The sequence below is a fragment of the Pseudomonas sihuiensis genome (assembly GCF_900106015.1).
GTDB lineage: Bacteria > Pseudomonadota > Gammaproteobacteria > Pseudomonadales > Pseudomonadaceae > Aquipseudomonas > Aquipseudomonas sihuiensis.
The window spans coordinates 4,577,579-4,600,540 of record NZ_LT629797.1 but is presented as its reverse complement, the minus strand read 5'-3'; the positions used below and the strand labels follow the sequence as shown (position 1 = coordinate 4,600,540).

Annotated in this window: 22 protein-coding genes; 6 read left to right on the top strand and 16 right to left on the bottom strand. The window is 64.5% G+C overall.

Going from position 1 to position 22,962, the window contains the following annotated elements; genetic code table 11:
• The first annotated feature begins 28 nt into the window (after positions 1-28).
• A complete protein-coding gene (locus tag BLT86_RS21620) occupies positions 29-1,840 on the top strand; it encodes an SLC13 family permease (protein ID WP_092379521.1) in 1,812 nt (603 codons plus the stop codon).
• An 8-nt stretch (positions 1,841-1,848) separates the two neighbouring features.
• Here the strand turns inward: BLT86_RS21620 and BLT86_RS21615 are convergent, their stop codons facing one another.
• The 7 genes from BLT86_RS21615 to BLT86_RS21585 form a co-directional block, all read right to left on the bottom strand.
• Positions 1,849-2,484, bottom strand: coding sequence for a dioxygenase family protein (locus BLT86_RS21615; RefSeq protein ID WP_017678477.1), 636 nt, complete (start codon positions 2,482-2,484; stop codon positions 1,849-1,851).
• 46 nt (positions 2,485-2,530) lie between these two features.
• A complete protein-coding gene (gene ald / locus BLT86_RS21610; RefSeq protein ID WP_017678476.1) occupies positions 2,531-3,655 on the bottom strand; it encodes an alanine dehydrogenase in 1,125 nt (374 codons plus the stop codon).
• 92 nt (positions 3,656-3,747) lie between these two features.
• Complete coding sequence (locus BLT86_RS21605) at positions 3,748-4,431, bottom strand: glutathione S-transferase N-terminal domain-containing protein (protein WP_092379518.1); 684 nt, start codon at positions 4,429-4,431, stop codon at positions 3,748-3,750.
• Positions 4,428-5,129 carry a glutathione S-transferase family protein gene (locus BLT86_RS21600; protein WP_092379515.1) on the bottom strand — a complete coding sequence of 234 codons (702 nt, stop codon included), beginning with the start codon at positions 5,127-5,129 and terminating at the stop codon, positions 4,428-4,430. Before BLT86_RS21600 ends, BLT86_RS21605 begins: the two co-directional genes overlap by 4 nt.
• Before the next feature lie 64 nt (positions 5,130-5,193).
• On the bottom strand, positions 5,194-5,733 hold the full coding sequence (locus BLT86_RS21595; RefSeq protein WP_092379512.1) for a TetR/AcrR family transcriptional regulator: 540 nt from the start codon (positions 5,731-5,733) through the stop codon (positions 5,194-5,196).
• An 88-nt stretch (positions 5,734-5,821) separates the two neighbouring features.
• The gene (locus tag BLT86_RS21590; protein WP_017678472.1) at positions 5,822-6,583 is read right to left on the bottom strand and encodes a slipin family protein; all 762 of its coding nucleotides are present in this window, start codon (positions 6,581-6,583) and stop codon (positions 5,822-5,824) included.
• On the bottom strand, positions 6,583-7,965 hold the full coding sequence (locus BLT86_RS21585; RefSeq protein WP_167377352.1) for an NfeD family protein: 1,383 nt from the start codon (positions 7,963-7,965) through the stop codon (positions 6,583-6,585). Before BLT86_RS21585 ends, BLT86_RS21590 begins: the two co-directional genes overlap by 1 nt.
• A 278-nt stretch (positions 7,966-8,243) precedes the next feature.
• Here BLT86_RS21585 and yccS point away from each other — a divergent pair, with 278 nt between their 5' ends.
• The 4 genes from yccS to BLT86_RS21565 all read left to right on the top strand — a co-directional run bounded on the left by yccS (position 8,244) and on the right by BLT86_RS21565 (position 13,260).
• Positions 8,244-10,415 (top strand): YccS family putative transporter, encoded by a 2,172-nt coding sequence (gene yccS, locus BLT86_RS21580; protein ID WP_092379509.1) that lies wholly within the window; start codon positions 8,244-8,246, stop codon positions 10,413-10,415.
• Positions 10,416-10,472: 57 nt separating this feature from the next.
• The gene (locus BLT86_RS21575) at positions 10,473-12,278 is read left to right on the top strand and encodes a diguanylate cyclase (protein ID WP_092379506.1); all 1,806 of its coding nucleotides are present in this window, start codon (positions 10,473-10,475) and stop codon (positions 12,276-12,278) included.
• Positions 12,279-12,478: 200 nt separating this feature from the next.
• The gene (locus BLT86_RS21570; RefSeq protein WP_092379503.1) at positions 12,479-12,961 is read left to right on the top strand and encodes a GreA/GreB family elongation factor; all 483 of its coding nucleotides are present in this window, start codon (positions 12,479-12,481) and stop codon (positions 12,959-12,961) included.
• Between the two features lie 65 nt (positions 12,962-13,026).
• Entirely contained in the window at positions 13,027-13,260 is a 234-nt protein-coding gene (locus BLT86_RS21565; protein ID WP_003458871.1) for a DUF2789 domain-containing protein, read from the top strand.
• Between the two features lie 96 nt (positions 13,261-13,356).
• On the opposite strand, the gene BLT86_RS21560 is transcribed toward BLT86_RS21565, so the two are convergent.
• The 3 genes from BLT86_RS21560 to BLT86_RS21550 are packed head-to-tail and all read right to left on the bottom strand — an operon-like array spanning position 13,357 to position 15,481.
• Complete coding sequence (locus BLT86_RS21560) at positions 13,357-13,851, bottom strand: YgjP-like metallopeptidase domain-containing protein (RefSeq protein WP_167377351.1); 495 nt, start codon at positions 13,849-13,851, stop codon at positions 13,357-13,359.
• 39 nt (positions 13,852-13,890) lie between these two features.
• Positions 13,891-14,991: a PQQ-dependent sugar dehydrogenase gene (locus BLT86_RS21555; RefSeq protein WP_017678466.1), complete on the bottom strand. Its 1,101-nt coding sequence runs from the start codon at positions 14,989-14,991 to the stop codon at positions 13,891-13,893.
• A gap of 13 nt (positions 14,992-15,004) precedes the next feature.
• The gene (locus BLT86_RS21550) at positions 15,005-15,481 is read right to left on the bottom strand and encodes a hypothetical protein (protein WP_017678465.1); all 477 of its coding nucleotides are present in this window, start codon (positions 15,479-15,481) and stop codon (positions 15,005-15,007) included.
• A 358-nt stretch (positions 15,482-15,839) separates the two neighbouring features.
• On the opposite strand from BLT86_RS21550, the gene BLT86_RS21545 reads away from it, so the two are divergent.
• Positions 15,840-16,523 carry a polysaccharide lyase family 7 protein gene (locus tag BLT86_RS21545; protein WP_003458865.1) on the top strand — a complete coding sequence of 228 codons (684 nt, stop codon included), beginning with the start codon at positions 15,840-15,842 and terminating at the stop codon, positions 16,521-16,523.
• Positions 16,524-16,609: 86 nt separating this feature from the next.
• Here BLT86_RS21545 and fba read toward each other — a convergent pair whose 3' ends face one another.
• The 6 genes from fba to tkt form a co-directional block, all read right to left on the bottom strand.
• Positions 16,610-17,674, bottom strand: a complete 1,065-nt coding sequence (fba, locus tag BLT86_RS21540; protein WP_092379497.1) for a class II fructose-bisphosphate aldolase — start codon at positions 17,672-17,674, stop codon at positions 16,610-16,612.
• Between the two features lie 123 nt (positions 17,675-17,797).
• Positions 17,798-18,124, bottom strand: a complete 327-nt coding sequence (locus BLT86_RS21535; RefSeq protein WP_017678464.1) for an MliC family protein — start codon at positions 18,122-18,124, stop codon at positions 17,798-17,800.
• 13 nt (positions 18,125-18,137) lie between these two features.
• A complete protein-coding gene (locus BLT86_RS21530; protein WP_092379494.1) occupies positions 18,138-18,323 on the bottom strand; it encodes a hypothetical protein in 186 nt (61 codons plus the stop codon).
• Between the two features lie 103 nt (positions 18,324-18,426).
• Positions 18,427-19,587 (bottom strand): phosphoglycerate kinase, encoded by a 1,161-nt coding sequence (locus BLT86_RS21525; RefSeq protein ID WP_021487744.1) that lies wholly within the window; start codon positions 19,585-19,587, stop codon positions 18,427-18,429.
• An 86-nt stretch (positions 19,588-19,673) separates the two neighbouring features.
• Complete coding sequence (gene epd / locus BLT86_RS21520; RefSeq protein WP_059390813.1) at positions 19,674-20,789, bottom strand: erythrose-4-phosphate dehydrogenase; 1,116 nt, start codon at positions 20,787-20,789, stop codon at positions 19,674-19,676.
• A gap of 120 nt (positions 20,790-20,909) precedes the next feature.
• On the bottom strand, positions 20,910-22,910 hold the full coding sequence (gene tkt / locus BLT86_RS21515) for a transketolase (protein ID WP_092379491.1): 2,001 nt from the start codon (positions 22,908-22,910) through the stop codon (positions 20,910-20,912).
• Between the last annotated feature and the right edge of the window lie 52 nt (positions 22,911-22,962).

Sequence of the window (22,962 nt, the reverse complement as noted above, 5' to 3'; positions counted from 1 at the left end):
GCTGCAATCACAGGGACGACGCCGCTTCATGACTCTCGAACAAGGCCTGATTTTCGTCATTCTCGTTGCCAGCATGGGCTTGTTCATCTGGGGCCGCTGGCGCCATGACGTGGTAGCGCTGGGCGCGCTGTTGGCGTGCGTGATCGTTGGTCTGGTGCCCGAGCGCGAGGCCTTTGCAGGTTTCGGTCACCCGGCAGTGATCACCGTCGCCTGCGTACTGGTGCTCAGCCATGGTTTGCAGCGCACGGGGGCGGTCAGTCGACTGGCCCAACGACTGCTGCCCAGCGGCGCTGGCGTGCTGCTTTCCATCGCCGCATTGACCGGCCTGGGCGCGCTGCTCTCGGCATTCATGAACAACGTCGGCGCCCTCGCCCTGCTGATGCCCATCGCCCTGCAGATTTCTGCACGCCTGGAGCTGCCGCCGGGGCGCGTGCTGATGCCACTGGCCTTCGGCACCATCCTCGGCGGCATGACCACGCTGATCGGTACACCGCCGAACCTGATCGTCTCCAGTTTTCGCGCCCAGCATGGCAGCGGTCCCTTCGCCATGTTCGACTTCAGCCCGGTCGGTGTCGCCGTGGCACTGGCCGGTGTGCTGTTCATCACCCTGCTCGGCTGGCGTCTGGTTCCCAAGCGCGAAGTGGGTAACGCCGCCAGCTTCGACACCGGCCATTACCTGACCGAGGCGCGGGTCAAGGAAGGCGGCAAGGCCCAGGGCAAGACCCTGCGCGAAATCGAGCAGTTGCTCGACGAGGCCGACGCTCAGGTAGTGGCCATGGTGCGCAACAAGCTGCGCCTGACTGCACCCAACCCGCGGCGCGTCCTGCAGGCCGATGATGTGCTGGTGATCGAGGCCGACCCGCAGGAGTTGGGTGAAGTACTCGGCCAGCTGGACCTGTTGCTGGAGGCCGAGCGCGAAGCCAAGGAGGCCGAACAGAAAGAGGACAAGGAGGGTGAAACCGAGAAGAAAGCCAGCAATGACGAAGACCGCGCCATGCAGGAACTGCTGGTCAAGCCCGACTCGTCACTGATCGGTCGCTCTGCCAGCAGCACCCGTTTGCGCAGCCGCTATTCCATCAACCTGCTGGCTATCTCCAGGCAGAGCCATCGCTCGATCAAACGCCTGCGCTCGACCCTGATCCAGAGCGGTGATGTGCTGCTGATGCAGGGCAGCGCCGAGGATATCGGCGAGTTCGCCAGCGACTATGACTGCGTGCCGCTGGCCGCACGCGCCATCAACATTCCCGATCCGCGGCAGGCCAATCTCGCGCTTGGCATCATGCTGCTGGCCATCGCTGCCGCCGCCTTCGGCCTGCTCTCGGCCGCGATTGCCTTCGCCAGCGGCGTACTGGCCTACATGCTGCTGCGTCTGGTGCCGCTGCGCGCCGTCTACGAGTCCATCGACTGGCCAGTGATCGTGTTGCTCGGGGCTCTGATTCCGGTGGCCGGTGCGATGTCCGCCACGGGTGCAGCCGATCTGCTGGCACGTCTGCTGATGGAGAACCTGGCACAGGGCAACGCCATCATCACCCTGACCCTGTTGCTGGTGGTGACCATGACCCTGTCGGATTTCATGAACAACGCGGCGACAGCTGCGGTGATGTGCCCCATCGCGCTGAGCGCCGCCAGCCAGCTCGGCGTCAGCCCGGACTCGCTGCTGATGGCCGTGGCCATCGGCGCCTCCTGCTCGTTCCTCACGCCCATTGGCCACCAGAACAACACCCTGATCCTCAGCCCTGGCGGTTTCCGCTTTGGCGACTATTGGCGCCTGGGCCTGCCACTGGAAATCCTCGTGGCGCTAATCAGTGTGCCCATGCTGCTGTGGATCTGGCCATTGTAATCCGCCATTCAGGAGCTCGGGGTGATGCCGAGCACCACATCGAAGCGAGCGACCTGCTCGTCGCTCTGCCCGCTCACCGGCACGAAGGGCACGACCAGCAGTTCGCGCAAGCGTGGGTCGCGGATGGCGTTGAGCAGGCCATCGCGCTGATTGAGCGGCTCGCCGTGCACATAACACTGCGTGGCGAAACGCGGCATGCCGGGCAGGGTCACCGCCAGATGGATATGCGGTGTACGGCCGGGATAGGGCACCGGGCGGATGGTGCGAAAACGGTAGCGCCCATCGGCAGCCGTAGTGAAACGGCCATACCCCTGGAACCCGGGGTCGAGCCTCTGGCGGTCACCGCCGCGACTGTGCAGATAGATACCGTTGGCATCCACTTGCCAGATTTCCACCAGCGCCCCCGCCAGTGGCCGGCCGCCCGCATCGAGGATCGAACCGTGCAGTTGCACGCGAATTCCGCGCGCCTCTGCGGCCTGACCGTCGACTCGCACCAGGTCGTTGTCGCGGTCCAGCGGTAGTTGGTCGGGGTAGAAGGGGCCCAGCGTCTGGCGCGGCGTCAGCAACCGCTCGGCCAGCGCCAGTGCCGGGCTGACCAGCAACGCGCCGCCAGCGGCGAAGAGGAGATGACGACGGCTGGACATGGTCTTTTTCCTCCGTAGCGCGCGGCCCAGGCGGCCCCGCGACACGCTATGACAGATGTTCCAGCACCCCGGCGGCAGATTGAAAGGGCAGGCCGTGGGCCTCTGCCACGCTGCCGCAGGTGATCACCCCCCTGGCCACGTTGAGCCCGTTCAGCAGGTGCAGGTCATCCTGCAAGGCGCGGCGTGTGCCCTTCTGGGCGAGCGCCACGACGAACGGCAAGGTCGCGTTGTTCAGCGCCAGGGTCGAGGTGCGTGCCACCGCGCCGGGCATGTTGGCCACGCAATAGTGCACCACATCATCGACCACATAGGTGGGCTCGGCATGGGTAGTGGCGCGGGAAGTCTCGGCGCATCCGCCCTGGTCGATGGCGACATCCACCAACACAGCGCCGGCCTTCATCTGCCGCACCATGTCCGCAGTGATCAGCTTGGGCGCGGCAGCTCCGGGAATCAGCACCCCACCAATCACCAGATCGGCCGCCAACACCTGCTCGCGCACCGCCGCGCGAGTGGAGTAGAGCGTGGTGATGCGATTGCCGTACTGGGCATCGAGCCGGCGTAGCGCGTCGACGCTCTTGTCCAACACCGTGACATCGGCACCGAGGCCGACTGCCATGGCCAGGGCATGACTGCCGACCACGCCGCCGCCGAGAATCACCACCTTGCCCGGCGCCACACCTGGTACGCCACCCAGCAATACGCCACGCCCGCCACGGGCCTTTTCCAGGCAGCCGGCGCCGGCCTGGATCGACATGCGCCCGGCCACTTCCGACATCGGCGCCAACAAAGGCAGGCGGCCCTGCGCATCGGTCACCGTCTCGTAGGCGATGCAGGTGGCACCGCCGGCCATCAGCTCTTCGGTCTGCGCCCGATCCGGCGCCAGGTGCAGGTAGGTGAACAGCGTGTGGTGGGCTCGCAACCTGGCGCGCTCCACCGCCAGAGGCTCCTTGACCTTGACGATCAACTGCCCCTGCTGGAACACCTCGGACGAACTGCTGGCGATCTGTGCGCCCGCCTCGAGGTAATCCTCGTCGGCGAAACCGACAGCGGCACCGGCATGGGTCTCGATCCAGACCTCATGGCCGAGCGCCGTCAGCTCGGCCACCGACTGTGGCGTGAGGCCGACTCGGTACTCGTGGTTCTTGATTTCCTTGGGTACGCCGATTCGCATAACCATCTCCAACCATTGCGGGCCAACAGTCTGAAGTCTAGGAAAGCGTGAGCCAGCTCACAGGAAATTCCACGAGAAATTTCGTCCGTCCGTCACTGCCCGAATAGCAGCCGCCGCGCCTCGGCGGTGAGCAGAGCCTGCGGATCGGCGTTCACCTGTTCTACCAGCGCATAGGCACGCTGCACGGCAGGGCGTGCATCGATGCGTTCGAGCCAGGCGGCCATGTTGGGGAAATCCTCCAGTTTCTGTTGCTGCATCTTCCACAGCTTGGCCCAGGGGTAGATGGCCATGTCGGCGATGGAATAATCGCCCGCCACGTAGTCGCGCCCGACCAGCTGGCGGTCCAGCACGCCGTAGAGGCGCGCGGTTTCCTTCACGTAGCGATCGATGGCATACGGAATCGGCTCCGGCGCGTAGCGCACGAAGTGATGGTTCTGCCCTGCCATCGGGCCAACGCCGCCCATCTGCCAGTACAGCCACTGCAGCACGGTGAAACGCGCGCGTGTCTCGCGCGGCAGGAACTGCCCGCTCTTGTCGGCCAGGTACTCGAGAATCGCCCCGGACTCGAACAGGGCGATGGGCTCACCGCCATCGGCCGGCGCATGATCGACGATGGCCGGAATGCGGTTGTTCGGTGCGATCTTGAGAAACTCCGGCGCGAACTGCTCGCCCTTGCCGATATGCACCGGAACGATGCGGTAGTCCAGCCCGGCTTCCTCGAGAAAGATGCTGACCTTGTGGCCGTTGGGCGTGGTCCAGTAATACAGGTCGATCATTGGTTTTCCTCCACGTAGATCGCGGCCCGCTTGACCGGGCCGTGAGTCGCTTCATACGTCTGCAGGATGCGCGCGAACCAGGCGCCCAGCGCCGAATCCTCGGCCCAGGGTTGCGCGCCCAGGCACCAGGCCCAGAACAACATGCCAGCCAGCAGGTAGTCACAGCCGCCAGGGGCCTGGCCTTCGAGGAAGGGCTGATCACGCAGCCACATTTCCAGCGGCGCCACGCCTTCACGGAACAACCGCTCACCGCCCTGCGGATCGGCGAACGCCTCCAGAGGCATGCCCAGCGCCTTCTCCCGGCTGCTGCGGAAATACTCGCGATCAGCCGGGTCGATCACCTGCCAGACCCGCGGGATCAGCATCTTCAACAGCGGCACACGCACCATATGAAAGCTCAGGCGCTCGACCAGGCGGGCGCGCTCGGTAGCCAGCGCGCCACCGAGCAAGGGACGTTGTGGATAACGCTGATCGAGGTGGGCGAAGATCGCCAGACTGTCATGCACCGTTTCACCTTCGTCGATCAGCACCGGCACCAGCTTCTGTCCGGAAAAAGCGATCAAATCCTTGTCAGTGAAACGTGTCGGCCGGCTCTGCCAGTCCAGTCCCTTGTGCGCCAGCGCCAGACGTACGCGCCAGCAGTAAGGCGAGAACACCAGCTCAGGATCGGCACCGCATAACTCGAACAATTCCCGCATATCACCCCCCCATTAAAAACCGATCAGTCCAGAATCAAGCGAACAAAGACCAGCGCCGGATTGCTCAGATACAGTCCAGGCTGGTCATCACCACTGTAACGGTGGCGCGGATCGAATCCGCAGGCACTGCGGATTTCACCTGGGTGCGCAGCCCGCTCATCACACATTGCAGATAACTGGCGCGAGCCGCGAGGTCCCTGCCGTTGCTCAACTCCCCGCAGGCCACGGCGCGTTCGAGCGCCTGTTCGAAGACCTGGCAGATACCCGCGGTGGCCTGTCGCAGAACCGGCACCAGCGCCGGCTCCGACAAGGAGAACTCATTGGCCACGTTGACCAGCATGCAGCCACGCGGCACGCCGTCAGGGCCATCATCTTCGAGCACACTGAGCAGGCGCTCGCGGATGAAAGCGAGCGGCGAGGCGCTGGCGTCAAGCTGCTCCAGCAACAAGGCTCGGCGCTGCGCTACGTAGCGGCTGAAGGCAGCGACGAACCAGGCCTGCTTGCTCGGGTAGGTTTGATACAGGCTGCTCTTGGACAGCCCGGTGGCCGCCTGCAGGTCCTGCAGCGACGCGGCTTCATAACCGCGTTGCCAGAACAGCTGCATGGCGTTTTCCAGGGCCCGGTCCGGGCAGAAGCTCTTGGGGCGTCCACGTGTCGTCATGCGCTAAATTTAGAACCGATCAGTTCTAAATTCAAGCCTTGGGCTCCTTCAGATCGACGATGCCGCGCAACAACTCCACCGGCAGCGGAAAGACGATGGTCGAGCTCTTGTCACTGGCGATATTGCTCAGCGTCTGCATATAGCGCAGCTGCATGGCGCCGGACTGGCGGCCGAGCATCTCGGCGGCCTGCATGAGCTTTTCCGAGGCCTGCAGCTCGCCCTCGGCGTGGATCACCTTGGCCCGCCGCTCGCGCTCGGCCTCGGCCTGCTTGGCGATGGCGCGGATCATCGACTCGTCGAGGTCGACGTGCTTGATCTCGACGTTGGCCACCTTGATGCCCCAGGCGTCGGTCTGCGCGTCGAGCACCTGCTGGATGTCGAGGTTGAGCCGCTCGCGCTCGGCGAGCATCTCGTCCAGCTCGTGCTTGCCGAGCACCGCGCGCAGGGTGGTCTGCGCCAGCTGGCTGGTGGCGACGTGGTAATCCTCGACCTGGATAATCGCCTTCTGCGCGTCGAGCACGCGGAAGTAGACCACCGCGTTGACCTTGACCGAGACGTTGTCGCGGGAGATCACGTCCTGGGTCGGCACGTCCAGCACTATGGTGCGCAGGTCCACCCGCACCATCTGCTGCAAGCCGGGCACCACCAGGATCAGCCCCGGGCCCTTGACCCGCCAGAAGCGGCCGAGCTGGAACACCACGCCGCGCTCGTACTCGCGCAGGATGCGAAAGGCCGAGGCGAGCAGGGCCAGGACGATGATCGTCAGCGAGAGAAAACTCAGTTCGAAACCCATCAGTGACCTCCTTGGGGCGGCGGTTCATCCACCGCGCTGACCTGCAGTTGCACGCCCTGGCGCGCCGTCACCCGCACCCGCTGCCCGGGCCGCAGCGGCTCGCGGCCCTGCACCTGCCAGCGTTCGCCCTGCAGCGCCACCCAGCCGCTGCAAGGATCCTCGGCCTGCACCGCGGCGACCGCCACCAGGCTGCCGACCAGGCCGCTGTCGCCGGCCACCTGCTGGCGCCGCCTGGCCTTAACCGCCATGCCGAGGATGGCCAGGATCAGCCCGGTGCTGGTCAGCGCCAGGGTGACGATCAGCGCCAGTGGGATGCCGAAGCCCGGCACGTCGGTATCGATCAGGATCAGCGCGCCGAAGACGAAGGCCACCACGCCGCCGATGCCGAGCACGCCGAAGCTGGGCAGGAAGGCCTCGGCGGCGATAAAGGCGATGCCGAGCAGGATCAGCGCCACCCCGGCGTAGTTCACCGGCAGCAGCTGCAGGGCGTAGAGGGCGAGGATCAGGCTGATGCCACCGAGCACGCCGCCGACGCCGCTGCCGGGGTTGGAGAACTCGAAGAACAAGCCGTAGACGCCGATCATCATCAAAATCAGCGCCACGCTGGGGTTGGTGATCACCGCCAGCAGGCGAGTGCGCCAGTCCGGCGCATGGCTGATCAAGGGCGCGCCGGCGATGGCCAGGGTCTGGTCGACGCCTGCGGCCTGCAGGGTCTTGCCGTCGAGCTGACGCAGCAGGTCGGCCAGGTCCGTCGCCAGATAGTCGATCACCTTCTGCTCCAGCGCCTCTTCGGCGGACAGGCTGACTGCCTCGCGCACTGCCTGTTCAGCCCACTCGGCATTGCGCCCGCGCATCGTCGCCAGGCCACGGATATAGGCGGCGGCGTCGTTGACCTGCTTGGCGGTCATGGCGTCGGTGGGGCTCTGCTCGGCCGCGCCGTCCTTGCCCGCCTCGCCCTTGCCCTCGCCCGGCGGCTTACTCGGCGTACCGGGCATGCCGATGGCCACCGGTGTGGCGGCGCCGAGGTTGGTCCCCGGCGCCATGGCAGCGACATGGCTGGCGTAGAGGATGTAGGTGCCGGCGCTGGCCGCCCGCGCGCCACCTGGGGCGACGTAACTGGCCACCGGAATCGGGCTGGCGAGGATCGCCTTGATGATCGCGCGCATGGAGGTGTCCAGGCCTCCTGGCGTGTCGATCTCGATCAGCACCAGTTGCGCGCCCTCGTCCACCGCCTTGGCCATACCGCGCACCAGGTAGTCGGCACTGGCCGGTCCGATTACCCCATCCACCTGCAAGCGCACCACCGCGCCCGGCGCCGCACTCGCCCCCACCGAACCGCAGAGGATCAGAGCACACAGACACAGACGCAACCAGCCAGGCAACACGTTCGACTCCCAGGCCCCCAGTGATACCGGACAGGTGGCGGAGGGCCTTTATTGAGCATAGTCCATGCTCCAGCGGGTCCCGCGACAGGGCTGGCGGATGTGCTACAGGGGATGTACGGGTGCGCCAGCAGTTGCTCGCTGCAGGAGCGGACTTTTCCGCGAGACGGACGACGAAATCGCAAAAGGCGCCAGGCCAAACAGATTGCCGGCAGACAGATACCCAGTGACTGGCCAGTTCCGGTAGGCTGCTCAGATCTTTTTCGACCAGACTCCCTATGCCCCGACCTCGCCTTCGCCAATCACTGCGCCGCCTCTGGGCACTGGACAAGTTCAGCGCCAGCCTGCGGGTATTCATAGCCCTGGCCGGAGCCCTGGCGCTGTGCTGGTGGCAGGGCTGGATGCATGGGCTGATCCCCCTGTTTCTCGGCATCATCGCCAGCGCCCTGACCGAGACCGACGACAGCTGGCAAGGCCGCCTCGGCGCGGTGCTGGTCACCCTGACCTGCTTCAGCGCGGCGGCCTATGCAGTGGAATTCCTCTTCCCCTATCCCTGGTTGTTCGTCATCGCCCTGGCCTTTTCCGCCTTTTGTCTGACCATGCTCGGCGCGCTCGGCGAGCGCTTTGCGACCCTTGGCTCGGGTACGCTGATTCTCGCCGTGTACAGCATGATCGGCGTCGAGCAGCGCGGGGGCGTCGCCGGCCTGTGGCTGGAGCCGCTGCTGCTGGTTGCTGGTGCCGCCTGGTACGGCCTGCTATCGGTGATCTGGCACGCCCTTTTCGCCCATCAGCCGGTACAGCTCGCCCTGGCCCGGCTGTTTCGCGAACTGGGCAAGTACCTCAAGCTCAAGGCAGCGCTGTTCGAACCCGTGCGCCAGCTGGATGTGGAGCAACGCCGCCTGGAGTTGGCCAAGCAGAATGGCCGCGTCGTCTCCGCGCTCAACGCGGCCAAGGAGATCATCCTGCATCGGGTCGGGGGTGGTCGGCCGGCACCGAAGGTCAATCGCTACCTGAAGCTGTACTTCCTCGCCCAGGACATTCACGAACGCGCCAGCTCGTCGCACTACCCTTACAACGAACTGGCCGAAGCCTTCTTCCACAGCGATGTGCTGTTTCGCTGCCAGCGCCTGCTGCGCCTGCACGGCGAAGCCTGCCAGCGCCTGGGCAGCGCCATCGAGTTGCGCCAGCCGTTCGAATACCGCGAGCTGTGCAGCCAGGCCCTGGAAGACCTGCATGCCTCGCTCGACCACCTGCACCTGCAGAGCAACCCAGCCTGGCGCCGCCTGCTGCGCTCGCTCGGCGCCCTGGCCGGCAACCTCGCCAGCCTAGACCTGCTGCTCGGCAGCGCCAGCAACCCTGACGCCCTGGCCGATGAGCAGGACAGCAGCCTGCTGGATCGCGAACCGCATTCGTTGCGCGAGGTCATCGAGCGCATCGGCCAGCAACTGACTCCCACCTCGCTGCTGTTTCGCCACGCGCTGCGCCTGTCGATTGCTCTGGCCGCCGGTTACGGCCTGCTGCACCTGATTCATCCGACCCAGGGCTACTGGATTCTGCTGACCACCCTGTTCGTCTGTCAGCCGAACTACGGCGCCACGCGTCTCAAGCTGGTGCAGCGCATCGTCGGTACCCTGATCGGCTTGGGGTTGGGCTGGGCATTGATCGACCTGTTCCCCGACCCACGCATCCAGGCCCTGTTCGCCGTGGTCGCTGGTGTAGCCTTCTTCGCCACACGTAGCACGCGCTACACCCTGGCCACGGCGGCGATCACCCTGCTGGTGCTGTTCTGCTTCAACCAGATCGGCGATGGCTACGGCCTGTTCCTGCCGCGCCTGGTCGACACCCTGCTCGGCGGCATGCTGGCCGGGCTGGCGGTGTTCCTGATCCTGCCGGACTGGCAGGGTCGGCGCCTGGGGCGCATGTTGGCGAACACGCTGAGCTGCAATAGCGCCTACCTGCGGCAGATCATCGCCCAGTACGCACACGGCAAGCGTGATGACCTCGGCTACCGCCTGGCCCGACGCAACGCGCACAACGCCGACGCGGCACTGTCCACCACCCTCGGCAACATGCTGATGGAGCCTGGCCACTTCCGTAAGGACGCCGACCTCGGCTTTCGCTTTCTGGTGCTGTCGCACACCCTGCTCAGCTATCTCTCAGGGCTCGGCGCCCATCGAGGCGAGCAGTTGCCGCAGGCGGCCCAGGCACAATTGCTGGAACAGGCCGAAGCGCTGGCGAGCAGCCTCGATGAAATCGCCACCGGCCTGCGCGACGAGCAGCCGCTGGCCATCCACAGCGATGAAGAACAGGCACTGGCGCAAAGCCTGGAGCAGATTGCCGACGACGTCGACGAACGCCAACGTCTGGTGCAGACGCAACTGGCGCTGATCTGCCGCCAGCTGGCGCCACTGCGCACCTTGGCCGCGCATCTGCAGAAGGATCGCCACTAGCAGGCTCATGGGGCTTTCTGCCACTATCTGACGACGCCTAGCCCCCAGGCCTTGCCCATGCCAGCCAACCGACACACCACCCTCGCCTACCTGGCCTCGTTGCCGGGTCTGCTGCTGGTGTGTAGTCTGCTTTTGGCCAGCCAGGTCACCCTCGCCAGCACACGCCTGGGTGACAGCAGCGCAGCACAGGATCTCTACGGCCTGGTCGACTTTCTCGCCGATCCCCAGAGCGCCCTGAGCCTGGACGACGTTCGCGCTGCCGATGCCCCTTTCCAGCCCTCGTTGAACCGCCGTGACCTCAGCTTCGGCTATGTGCCGGGGGTGATCTGGCTGCGCCTGGCGCTGCAATCCGATGCCCAGCAAACACGCGTCTGGCGCCTGGAACTGAATTACGCCTCGCTGGACGAGGTGCGTCTGTACGACATCGGCGCCGATGGCGTGCGCGAGTCGCGCAGCGGCGACACCGTGCCCTACGCGCAGCGCAGCGTCGGCCATCGCAACCCGGTATTCGAGATCGTTCTGCAGCCCGGCGAGCAGCGCACGCTGTACCTGCGCGTCGACTCGCGCGGCAGCATGACCCTCAGCGGCGCGCTGATGTCTTCGCGCGATTTCGAGCAGCACAGCCAGAACGGCTACCTGGCGCATGCCATCTACTTCGGCGTGCTGATCGCCCTGGGGCTGTACAACCTGCTGCTGTTTCTCGCCCTGCGCGAGCGGCCTTTCCTCAATTACGTGCTGTTCATGTTCGCCTTCGCCCTCAGCGTGCTGTCGCTCAATGGTCTTGGCGCGCAGTATCTGTGGTCCGAAGCCGCGCCCTGGAGCAACCGCATGCTGCCGGTCAGCCTGACGACGGCGGCGCTGCTGTCGGTGGTGTTTGCGCGCAGCTTTCTCGACACCCGCCAGTGGCTGCCACGCTGGGACAAGGGCCTGCTGATGCTGTCCATCGCCATCGGTGCGGCCGTCTTGGCCAGTGTGCTGCTGCCATTGCAGCGCGCGCTGCAGCTGATGTCGCTGACCGGCCTGATCGCCACCCTGACGCTGCTGGTCACCAGCTTCGTCTGCATTGGCTACCGAGTGCCCGGTGCTCGCCTGTTCGCCCTGGCCTGGCTGATGCTGCTGACCGGCGCGGTGCTGCTGGCGCTACGCAACTTCGCCCTGATTCCGTCGAACTTCCTTACCCTGTACGCCATGCAGATCGGCTCGGGGCTGGAGATGATCCTGCTGTCCTTCGCCCTAGCAGCACGCTTCAACGAACTCAAGCGCCAACGCGAAGCCGCGCTGCAGCTCAACGAGCAGATCCTCGCCAAGCGCGTCACCGAACGCACCCAGGCCCTGGAACAGGCCAATCAGCGCCTCAGTGAGCTGGCCCTGCAGGACCCACTGACTGGCCTGGCCAACCGCACCGCCCTGCAGCAACACCTGGAGCAGGCACTGGCGCGCAGCCAACGCCGCAACGAACTGCTTGCCGTGATGCTGATCGACCTGGACGGTTTCAAGCCGATCAACGACCAGCACGGCCATGGCTACGGCGACCTGGTACTGGCCGAAGTGGCGCAGCGCCTGCGGCAATACGTGCGCGATACCGATCTGCCTGCGCGCCTCGGCGGTGACGAGTTCGTGGTGATCTGCGAGAGCGTGCAATCAGCCGAAGATGCGCACGATCTGGCCAAACGTCTGCTGGAAGGTCTGGACACGCCGATGTACCTGGAAGATCGTGCCGTTCGCGTCGGCGCCAGCATCGGCATCGCCCTTAGCCGCGGCGCCGACAATGCCACCATGCTGATTCGCCTGGCTGATGCCGCCATGTACCGGGCCAAGGCCGAAGGTCGCAACCGCGTGCAACTGGCCACCCAATACCTTTGAACAGGGGCCGCAGCCTAGTGCCAGCCAGTTAACTATCAACGCAGCGAATGCGTAGGAGCGGCGCCCCGCCGCGAATCAGGGCAACACGCACTTGCGAGCTTCGCCCCGGGGCGGGGCTCCTACACAAGGCCACCTTGCAAGCCCTGCCTGATCGGCGTCAGGCCGTCATCTCTTCATCAACTCGAACCCGATAGCACACCATGGACAAGAATCTGCTGCTGCAAGACGTACTCAGCCATCTGCAGAGCGACCTCGAACAGGCCAGCCTCGCCGCCCTCAGTGCCCACGAAGCGGCCACCCACGAAGAGAACGTCGCCGAGAACAAGTACGACACCCTGGGCCTGGAGGCCGCCTACCTGGCCAGCGGTCAGGCACGCCGCGTCGAAGAACTGCGCCAGACCCTGATCACCTGGCGCCAATTGCGCCCGCGCCCCTTCGATATCGAGCAGGGTATCGAGCTCGGCGCGCTGATTCAGCTTGCGGCCGAGGATGGCCACGAACAATGGCTGTTCCTTGGTCCTCCAGGCGCCAGCATGAAACTGCAACTGGCCGACCAGACCATCCAGGTGCTCGGCAATACCGCACCGCTCGGGAAATTGCTGCTCGGCAAGAAGCCCGGCGACGAGATAAGCCTGCCAGTAGGGAGTCGCCAGCAAATTTTCGAGGTGCTGGCAGCCACGTAAGCGGAACTATCTGAGCTAGGGTTGGTAATTAGCGATGAACACCATGCCTAGCGAGAGCCAATACCATGGAAAATCCAGTCCACAGCCTGCCAGCCCTGTTCAAGCAGCTCGGCCTGCCTGACGATGCCGCCAGCATCAACGCCTTCATCAGCACCCATTCACCACTGCCAGATGCCTGCAAACTGTCCGAGGCTCCGTTCTGGACGCCGGCGCAGGCCGCGCTGCTGCGCGAAGAAATTCTTGAAGACGCCGACTGGGCAGAAGTAGTCGATCAGCTCAACCTGCGCCTGCACGGCTGATACCGCGCCTGGCATCAAATACCGGGTCGGACGCGTAGGGTGCGCCGTGCGCACCGTTTTTCCCTATCGCCGAGGCATCGGTGCGCGCGGCGCACCCTACGAACTCATCTCGCGCCAGGTCAGATACATGCGCAGGTCGAATTCGATCTGCGCATAGCCCGGCAACATGTGGTCGCACAGCTTGTAGAAGGCCTTGTTGTGCTCGCTCTCTTTCAGGTGCGCCAGTTCGTGCACCACGATCATCTGCAAGAAGGCCGGCGCGGCGTCGCGAAACAGCGAGGCAACGCGAATTTCCTTCTTCGCCTTGAGCTTGCCGCCCTGCACCCGCGAGACCGCCGTATGCAGGCCCAGCGCGCGGTGGGTGAGGTCGAGTCGATTGTCGTAGAGCACCTTGTCGATGGCCGGCGCATTCTTCAGGTGTTCCTGCTTGAGCGCCATCACGTAGCCATACAGCGCCTTGTCGCTCTGCACTTCATGCCGGCCCGGATAGCGCTGCGCCAGGTAGTCACCAAGCCGATCATCGGCGATCAGCTGACGAACCTGCTGCTGCAAGGCGACCGGATAACCCTGTAGATACCTCAACGCTACGATCCCACATTCATCAGGACCGCCAGTGTAACGGATGCGGCATTACTCGCTGGGCACCACACGCAGCAGACGCCCCTCTGGGTTATCGGTGAGCAGATAGAGCGCACCATCCGGCCCACTGCGCACATCGCGAATCCGCTCGTCCAGCTCCTCGAAGAGGATTTCCTCCCCGGCCAGCATGCCGTCACGGATACGGACACGGCGTACGCTGCGCTCGGCCAGGGTGGCCGCGAACAGGTCACCCTGCCACTCGGGGAACAGCTCGCCGCGATACAGGGTCAGGCTCGACGGTGCCACCGAGGGCGTCCAGTGCAGCAGTGGCGCGGTCAACCCCGGCAGTTCGGTGTAGGGGCTGACGCGCGCACCGGTGTAATCGATACCGAAGGTCGCCAGCGGCCAGCCATAGTTGTTGCCGGCCTCGATCAGGTTGAGCTCGTCACCCCCGCGTGGGCCGTGCTCATGGCTGTACAGGCGATTGTGCTCGGCATCGAAGAAGATGCCCTGCACGTTGCGGTGGCCGAGGCTGTAGATCTCCGGCGCCGCGCCCTCCTGACCGAGCAACGGATTGTCCTGCGGCACGCTGCCGTCACGGTTCAGGCGCACGATCTTGCCCAGGTGGTTGGCTGGGTTCTGCGCCTGCTCACGCCAGTCGAAGCCGTCGCCCAGGGTCAGCACCAGGGTCTTGTCGGCGAGAAAGGCGATACGCCCACCGTAGTGCGCGGCGCCGGCCTTGAGCGGCTGGGCGGTGAACAACACCTCGAAGTCGTGCAGCTCGTCATCCACCAGGCGGGCACGCGCCAGACGCGTGTTGTTGGCCTCCAGCGAGCCGTGCGCGTAGGTCAGATACAGCCAGCGGTTGTCGCTGTAGTCCGGGTCCAGCGCCACTTCCATCAGCCCGGCCTGGGCAGCGATGAAGACCTCGGGCAGGCCCGCCAACGGCTCGGGATCGACACTGCCGTCGGCTTCGATGATGCGCAGTCGCCCGACACGCTCGGTGACCAGCATGCGTCCGTCTGGCAGGAAGGCCATGGCCCAGGGATTCTCCAGCCCTTCGCTGAAGGTTTCGATGCGGTAATCCAGGGCCAGCAGCGGCGTACTGACGAACAGGGCGCAGAGCATCAGCGCGCGAGTGCTTCTCAACATGGGCAACGCCTTGTCACAGAGAATCGGAAGAAGTTGGCTGCGCCCGGTAGCGCACCCGCCGACCGAGCAGACCGAACAGCAGCGCACCGACGCTGCCGCAGGCCATCAGCCCGAGCGTGCCGAACGGGCTGCGGTCGGCGGCGATCAGCGTCGGCATCGGTGCCAGCGCATTGGCCAGCGCCAGCGCCGTCCAGATCGCTGCCGCGCCCGCCAGCACGAAGATCAGCCACCGTAGCGACGGCATGCGCCGCGCCAACCAGGCAGCCAGCGGCAGGGCGAACAGAAAGCCCAGAGCACTGAGCAGGGCGAAGGTCGGCGCGAAACCGAGCAGATCGAGACAGGTGGTGCCAACGCGCACATCCAGCGGCATCGGTGCACCGAGCGCCTGCAAGGCGGCGAGGTTGGTCTGAGTCTGGAAGATCGAGGCAAGCAGCGAGGCCAGCAACACGGCGAGGAGGAAAGCGAGCAACAGACGTGGCTTGCTGGACATGGGGGGCAGTTTCCCGGAACGACAGTGCGCGAATTATGGCGCACCCCACCCACCGTTATGCCCCAGGTGTTTTACAGGGTTTTACCTGCGGCAAACCTGGGTCGATCGAAAACGGCGGGGATCGAAAGCCCAATGATAACGACTTTATATTGGCGCCAATAAAGCGACAGACGGTCATCACGCTTTCGCCCCGGTTGCCGTTATAAAGCGCGCCACGAGCGCACTCGCTGCTCGTGACAGGCAGCCCTGCCACCCTTCTAGCTCGCGTGTCACACGCCGGAACGCCAAGTAAGCCGTTACTGACTCCTGGATGAGATGTGCCCCCGACTGAAGTTTCCGTTTCTCAGGAGCTTTGAACATGATCGAACTCGCCATGTGGAATCTCAGCATTCCAGTCGGCGTCCCCGCGACCACCATCGAGACCCGCGTTCTGGCCGGTGGTTATCAGGATCACTATTTCCAGTCCAAAGATGGCGCCATCTTCTTCTGGTCACCGGTCAACGGCACCACCACCGAAAGTGCCAGCTATCCACGCAGCGAACTGCGCGAGACCTACGCCGATGGCAGCCTGCGCAACTGGACCTACCCCGGCGCCGACCATTTCCTGCGCGCCGCGCTGAGCGTCAGCCAGGTGCCGTCGACCGGCAAGATCGTCATCGGCCAGATCCATGCCTACAAGAGCTCGATGCCGCTGCTCAAGCTGGAGTACCAGTACAAGACCAAGACCGCCAGCGGCAACATCGTCGCCAAGGTACGCATGACGCCGAATGCCGAGATTCAGACGGTAACCGTGGCCAGTGGCATCGCGCTCAATCAGGCGTTCAGCTATGCGATCAACCTGAAGCCCGACGGCACCCTGGCGATCCAGCTCGACAGGACCAGCTGGAGCACCCGCCTGGACTCATCCTGGGCGGCCAAACCGCTGTATTTCAAGGCCGGCGTCTACACCCAGGACAACACCGGCTACGAGACCGAAGCCGGCGCTGCGCGCTTCGACCAGTTGAGCATCGAGCATCGCGCGTTGCTCAGCACAGCGCCCTGAGCCCCAAACGCCAGGCATTAAAAAGCCGCGACGCTTGCGCAATCGCGGCTTTCGGCTGGTCCGGGCGGGCGTTGGCCCGCGCCGGATCAGTTGACCTTGGCGTTCAGCTCGCCGCTGGCATAGCGCTGGTACATGCCTTCCAGGGAGATCGGTTTGATCTTGGAGGCGTTGCCAGCGGTGCCGAAGGCTTCGTAGCGGGCGATGCAGATGTCACGCATGGCGACGATGGTCTTGGCGAAGAACTTGCGCGGATCGAACTCGCTCGGATGCTCGGCCATCATGCGGCGAATGGCACCGGTAGAGGCCAGACGCAGGTCGGTATCGATATTGACCTTGCGCACGCCGTGCTTGATGCCTTCGACGATTTCCTCGACCGGCACACCGTAGGTTTCCTTGATGTCGCCGCCGAATTCGTTGATCACCTTCAGCCATTCCTGCGGCACGGAGGAAGAACCGTGCATCACCAGGTGGGTGTTGGGGATGCGCTTGTGGATTTCCTTGATGCGCTCGATGGAGAGCACGTCGCCGGTTGGCGGCTTGGTGAACTTGTAAGCGCCGTGGCTGGTGCCGATGGCGATGGCCAGGGCATCGACCTGGGTCTTCTTGACGAAGTCAGCGGCTTCCTCCGGGTCGGTCAGCAGTTGGCTGTGATCGAGCACGCCTTCGGCGCCGACACCGTCTTCTTCACCGGCCATGCCGGTTTCCAGGCTGCCCAGGCAACCCAGTTCGCCTTCCACGGACACGCCGCAAGCATGGGCGAACGCCACGGTCTGCTGGGTTACGCGGACGTTGTATTCATAATCGGCCGGGGTCTTGCCGTCTTCCTTCAGCGAGCCGTCCATCATCACCGAGGAAAAACCCAGCTGGATGGAGCGTTGGCACACGTCAGGGCTGGTGCCGTGATCCTGGTGCATGCACACCGGGATATGTGGAAATTCTTCGATGGCAGCCAGGATCAGGTGGCGCAGGAATGGCGCACCTGCGTACTTGCGGGCACCAGCGGAGGCCTGGACGATGACCGGCGAATCGGTCTTGTCGGCGGCTTCCATGATGGCGCGCATCTGCTCGAGGTTGTTGACGTTGAAGGCCGGCACGCCGTAGCCGAATTCGGCGGCGTGGTCGAGCATCTGGCGCATGCTGATAAGTGCCATGGTGTTTCTGTCTCCCGGTTTGGAGGTCGTTAATCGTGCAAGCCTGCCGCAGGGGCAGGCGTTGTTCAAGTTTCCTGAAGCTCGGGCATGCCCGCAGTTCTCGTCTCGGCGTCGCCGAGGATGTTACGGGGCCTTGCAGCCGCGGCCTATCAGGTCATCGGTCGCCGTCCAGTAGACCAGGCCTTCCTCACCCTTGGTGTGGAAGGACAGACGCCCGTCACTGTACAGCGCGCCAGATCCTGCCGGCTCCTGAGTCAGACGATAGACGATGTCGTCACCGCCCAGGCGCACATCCACCTGGTCGACGCTGCCGTTGGCGAAGCGCCACAGCACTTCAGTCTGGCTGTCGCATACCCAGCGATTCCACTGATCCGGCGCGGCCGGCTGGCTACTGCAGGCTGCCAGCACCAGGGCAATGGCAGCGAGCCCCGTCAATTTGATCCCGCTCAATTACCTCACCTCGTCAGCAACGCTGTTCCGGCGCCGGGCCAGTAGGCTGGCCAGTACTTTCCTCGACACGCTGATCATCCTGAGTGGTCGGGGTTTCGATCTGCGCCGGACTGAATACCTCGCAGGCCGCCTCCCTTCCTGCGCCGGCACAACCGGCCAGCAACATACCAATCACGCTCAATGCGGCTAACTTGTCCATGACATGACTCCTTGTTCGATGATCCGGTTTTCTACAGACCATCCGTTCACGTCAGGGTTTAATCCGCGGCGGGTGAAGGACTCTCCCTCACCCTAGTCGGTGTTTATTGCGCGCGTTGCTCCAGCACTTGCACGGCCGGCAGCACCTTGCCTTCGACGAACTCGAGGAAAGCGCCGCCACCGGTGGAAATGTAGGAAATCTTCTCGGCCACACCGTATTTGTCGATGGCGGCCAGGGTGTCGCCACCGCCAGCAATGGAGAACGCCGGGCTTTCAGCGATGGCCAAGGCCAGGGCCTTGGTGCCGTTGCCGAACTGGTCGAACTCGAACACACCGACCGGGCCGTTCCACAGGATGGTCTGCGAAGCCTTGAGCATCTCGGCGAACATCGCCGCAGTCTGCGGGCCGATGTCGAGGATCATGTCGTCTTCAGCCACGTCCTTGACCGCCTTGACGGTGGCGGAGGCCGATTCGGCGAATTCCTTGGCCACCACCACGTCCACCGGCAGCGGTACGCTGACCTTGGCCGCGATGGCCTTGGCGGTGTCGACCAGGTCGGCCTCGTACAGCGACTTGCCCACCGGCAGGCCGGCTGCGGCGAGGAAGGTGTTGGCGATGCCGCCGCCGACGATCAGCGAGTCGCAGATGTCGGCCAGGGAGTTGAGCACGTCGAGCTTGGTCGACACCTTGGAGCCGGCGACGATGGCCAGCATCGGCCGCGCCGGCTTGTCCAGGGCCTTGCCCAGGGCTTCCAGCTCGGCAGCCAGCAGCGGGCCGGCACAGGCGACCTTGGCGAACTTGGCCACACCGTGGGTCGAACCCTGGGCGCGGTGAGCGGTACCGAAGGCGTCCATCACGAACACGTCGCACAGGGCGGCGTACTGCTGGGCCAGCTCGTCGGTGTTCTTCTTCTCGCCCTTGTTGAAGCGCACGTTCTCCAGCAGCACCAGCTCACCGGCCTTGACCTCGACACCGCCGAGGTAGTCCTTGACCAGCGGCACGTCGCGGTCGAGCGCCTTGCTCAGGTAGGCGGCGACCGGCGCCAGGCTGTCTTCCTCGCTGTAGATGCCCTCTTCCGGACGGCCCAGGTGCGAGCAGACCAGCACGGCAGCGCCCTTCTCCAGCGCCAGCTTGATGGTCGGCAAGGAGGCGAGGATACGTGCGTCGCTCTTTACCACACCGTCCTTCACCGGGACGTTGAGGTCTTCGCGGATCAACACGCGCTTACCGGCGAGGTCGAGGTCGGTCATCTTCAGAACGGTCATAAATCAGTCCTTCACGGGGGCTGGTTACGCCAAACCACAAGCGGCTGCGCGTCGGCGATACTGCGTTAAAAACAGGCTCAGAATGCTCATTTACACCTCGTAAACTGCGCTTCTTCGCCTGTTTTTGCCTTGTCTCGCTCTAGCTCGCTCACTTGTGGATTGGCTTGATTGGCTTGTAGGAGAAAATGTTCAGCAACATCGAGCATACGGTTGGCGAACCCCCACTCGTTGTCGAACCAGGCCAGCAGGTTGACCAGGCGCGGGCCGGACACGCGGGTCTGGCTGCCGTCGACGATGGCCGAGTGCGGGTCGTGGTTGAAGTCGCAGCTGGCGTGCGGCAGCTCGGTGTAGGCCAGCAGCCCCTTGAGCGGGCCACTTTCCGCCGCCTGACGCAGCACGCGGTTGATCTCTTCTGCAGACGTATCGCGCGCCGTCTGCAGGGTGATGTCCAGGCACGAGACGTTGACCGTCGGCACCCGGATGGCCTTGGCCTGGATACGCCCGGTCAGTTCCGGCAGCAGACGCTCGATACCCCGCGCCAACCCGGTGGATACCGGGATCACCGACTGGAAGGCCGAGCGCGTACGGCGCAAGTCTTCGTGGTGGTAGGCATCGATCACTGGTTGGTCGTTCATCGCCGAATGGATGGTGGTAATGGAGACGTACTCCAGACCCACCACCTCATCGAGAAGTTTCAACAGCGGCACGCCGCAGTTGGTGGTACAGGATGCATTCGATACCAGACGCTCGGCACCTGACAGACAGGCCTGGTTGACGCCGTAGACCACGGTGGCATCGATATCCGCCTCGCTGGCCATCGGCTGCGACAGCAACACCCGCGGCGCGCCGGCAGCGAGAAAGCGCTCGGCATCGGCACGCGTGGTGTATTGCCCGGAGCACTCGAGCAGCAGATCGATGTCCAGCGCTGCCCAGTCAATGGCCTCAGGCTCGCTCTGGCGCAGCACCTTCACGCAGTCGCCGTTGATGTGCAGACAGTCGCCATCGACCTTCACCTCGCCGGGAAAGCGCCCGTGAGTGGAGTCGAAGCGGGTCAGGTATTCGATGCTGGCCTGATCGGCCAGGTCGTTCAGCGCGACGATTTCCAGGCTCGCTGAATTGCCACGCTCGTGCAGCGCGCGCAGCACGCAACGGCCGATGCGGCCATAGCCGTTGAGGGCGACACGATAGGGGCGATTGGACATAAGAGGTCTCGGATGAACATAGAGTGGGTCGCGCTTCATCGATCCACCGGGCGCTGTAATGGTGGATGAACAGGGCGCCAGTTAAGCGCCCCGATCCACCGCTACAGCGTCGTTCTCAACTCAGGCGTCCAGCAGTTCTTCGGCAGTGGCGACGATGTTGTCGACGGTGAAGCCGAAGTGCTCGAACAGGGCCGGAGCCGGGGCCGACTCGCCGAAGCTGGTCATGCCGATGATGCGACCTTCCAGGCCCACGTACTTGTACCAGTAGTCGGCGTGCGAGGCCTCGATGGCGATACGCGCACCGACCTGCAGCGGCAGCACGTCCTGCTTGTAGCCGGCGTCCTGAGCGTCGAACACACTGGTGGACGGCATCGACACCACGCGCACCTTGCGCCCGGCGGCGGTCAGTTTGTCGTAGGCGGCCACGGCCAGACCGACTTCCGAACCGGTGGCGATCAGGATCAGCTCCGGCTCGCCAGCGCTGTCCTTGAGCACGTAACCGCCACGTTCAATATCACTAAGCTGCTGGGGATCGCGGCTCTGGTGCGGCAGGTTCTGGCGGCTGAACACCAGGGCGCTCGGGCCGTCGGCGCGCTCGATGGCGTACTTCCAGGCCACGGCGGACTCCACGGCATCGGCCGGGCGCCAGGTGTCGAGGTTCGGCGTGCCACGCAGGCTGGCCAGTTGCTCGATCGGCTGGTGGGTCGGGCCGTCTTCGCCGAGACCGATGGAGTCGTGGGTGAACACGTACAGCACACGTTTCTTCATCAGCGCGGACATGCGTACGGCGTTGCGCGCGTACTCCATGAAGATCAGGAAGGTCGCGCCGTACGGCACGAAACCGCCGTGCAGGGCGATACCGTTCATGATCGCGCTCATGCCGAACTCGCGCACGCCGTAGAACATGTAGTTGCCGGACGCGTCTTCAGCAGAGACGCCCTTGCAGCCCTTCCACAGGGTCAGGTTGGAGCCGGCCAGGTCGGCCGAACCGCCAAGGAATTCCGGCAGCAGCGGACCGAAGGCATTCAGCGCGTTCTGGCTGGCCTTGCGGCTGGCGATGGTCTCGCCCTTCTCGGCCACGTCCTTGATATAGGCAGCAGCCTTCTCGGCGAAATCGGCCGGCAGCTCACCGGCAATACGGCGCTTGAACTCGGCAGCCAGCTCGGGATGGGCAGCGGCGTAGGCGGAGAACTTGTCGTTCCAGGCGGCTTCGGCGGCAGCGCCGGCGGCCTTGGCGTCCCACTCGGCGTAGATCTCGGCCGGGATTTCGAACGGGCCATGATTCCAGCCCAGCGCGGCGCGGGTCAGGGCGATTTCGTCGTTGCCCAGCGGCGCACCGTGGCACTCTTCCTTGCCCTGCTTGTTCGGCGAACCGAAGCCGATGGTGGTCTTGCAGCAGATCAGGGTCGGTTGGTCCACGCTCTTGCGCGCGGTCTCGATGGCCATCTTGATCTCTTCGGCGTCGTGGCCGTCGACATTGCGAATCACCTGCCAGCCGTAGGCTTCGAAGCGCTTCGGCGTGTCGTCGGTGAACCAGCCCTCGACTTCACCGTCGATGGAGATGCCGTTGTCGTCGTAGAAGGCGATCAGTTTGCCCAGGCCCAGGGTGCCGGCCAGCGAGCAGACTTCATGGGAAATGCCTTCCATCATGCAGCCGTCGCCGAGAAACACGTAGGTGTTGTGGTCGACGATGTTGTGGCCTTCACGGTTGAACTGCGCGCCCAGCACCTTCTCGGCGATGGCGAAGCCGACGGCGTTGGCGATGCCCTGGCCGAGCGGGCCGGTGGTGGTCTCGACACCCGGGGTGTAACCGTATTCCGGGTGGCCCGGGGTACGGCTGTGCAGCTGGCGGAACTGCTTGAGGTCTTCGATGCCGAGGTCGTAACCAGTCAGGTGCAGCAGCGAATAGATCAGCATCGAGCCATGACCGTTGGACAGCACGAAGCGGTCACGATCGGCGAAGTTCGGGTTGCTCGGGTTGTGCTTGAGGTAGTCGCGCCACAGCACTTCGGCGATGTCCGCCATACCCATGGGGGCACCGGGGTGGCCGCTGTTGGCTTTCTGCACGGCATCCATGCTCAGGGCACGAATGGCATTGGCTCGCTCACGACGGCTGGGCATCGCTGAATCTCCTACGGGGGCTGCTTCTGAATGAAGGGGGCGAAAAAAGACG

Coding starts and splice junctions, on each gene's coding strand:
- BLT86_RS21620 (WP_092379521.1), top strand. CDS start 29: ATGACTCTCGAACAAGGCCTGATTTTCGTCATTCTCGTTGCCAGCATG.
- BLT86_RS21615 (WP_017678477.1), bottom strand. CDS start 2,484: ATGTCCAGCCGTCGTCATCTCCTCTTCGCCGCTGGCGGCGCGTTGCTG.
- ald (WP_017678476.1), bottom strand. CDS start 3,655: ATGCGAATCGGCGTACCCAAGGAAATCAAGAACCACGAGTACCGAGTC.
- BLT86_RS21605 (WP_092379518.1), bottom strand. CDS start 4,431: ATGATCGACCTGTATTACTGGACCACGCCCAACGGCCACAAGGTCAGC.
- BLT86_RS21600 (WP_092379515.1), bottom strand. CDS start 5,129: ATGCGGGAATTGTTCGAGTTATGCGGTGCCGATCCTGAGCTGGTGTTC.
- BLT86_RS21595 (WP_092379512.1), bottom strand. CDS start 5,733: ATGCAGCTGTTCTGGCAACGCGGTTATGAAGCCGCGTCGCTGCAGGAC.
- BLT86_RS21590 (WP_017678472.1), bottom strand. CDS start 6,583: ATGGGTTTCGAACTGAGTTTTCTCTCGCTGACGATCATCGTCCTGGCC.
- yccS (WP_092379509.1), top strand. CDS start 8,244: ATGCCCCGACCTCGCCTTCGCCAATCACTGCGCCGCCTCTGGGCACTG.
- BLT86_RS21575 (WP_092379506.1), top strand. CDS start 10,473: ATGCCAGCCAACCGACACACCACCCTCGCCTACCTGGCCTCGTTGCCG.
- BLT86_RS21570 (WP_092379503.1), top strand. CDS start 12,479: ATGGACAAGAATCTGCTGCTGCAAGACGTACTCAGCCATCTGCAGAGC.
- BLT86_RS21565 (WP_003458871.1), top strand. CDS start 13,027: ATGGAAAATCCAGTCCACAGCCTGCCAGCCCTGTTCAAGCAGCTCGGC.
- BLT86_RS21555 (WP_017678466.1), bottom strand. CDS start 14,991: ATGTTGAGAAGCACTCGCGCGCTGATGCTCTGCGCCCTGTTCGTCAGT.
- BLT86_RS21550 (WP_017678465.1), bottom strand. CDS start 15,481: ATGTCCAGCAAGCCACGTCTGTTGCTCGCTTTCCTCCTCGCCGTGTTG.
- BLT86_RS21545 (WP_003458865.1), top strand. CDS start 15,840: ATGATCGAACTCGCCATGTGGAATCTCAGCATTCCAGTCGGCGTCCCC.
- fba (WP_092379497.1), bottom strand. CDS start 17,674: ATGGCACTTATCAGCATGCGCCAGATGCTCGACCACGCCGCCGAATTC.
- BLT86_RS21530 (WP_092379494.1), bottom strand. CDS start 18,323: ATGGACAAGTTAGCCGCATTGAGCGTGATTGGTATGTTGCTGGCCGGT.
- BLT86_RS21525 (WP_021487744.1), bottom strand. CDS start 19,587: ATGACCGTTCTGAAGATGACCGACCTCGACCTCGCCGGTAAGCGCGTG.
- epd (WP_059390813.1), bottom strand. CDS start 20,789: ATGTCCAATCGCCCCTATCGTGTCGCCCTCAACGGCTATGGCCGCATC.
- tkt (WP_092379491.1), bottom strand. CDS start 22,910: ATGCCCAGCCGTCGTGAGCGAGCCAATGCCATTCGTGCCCTGAGCATG.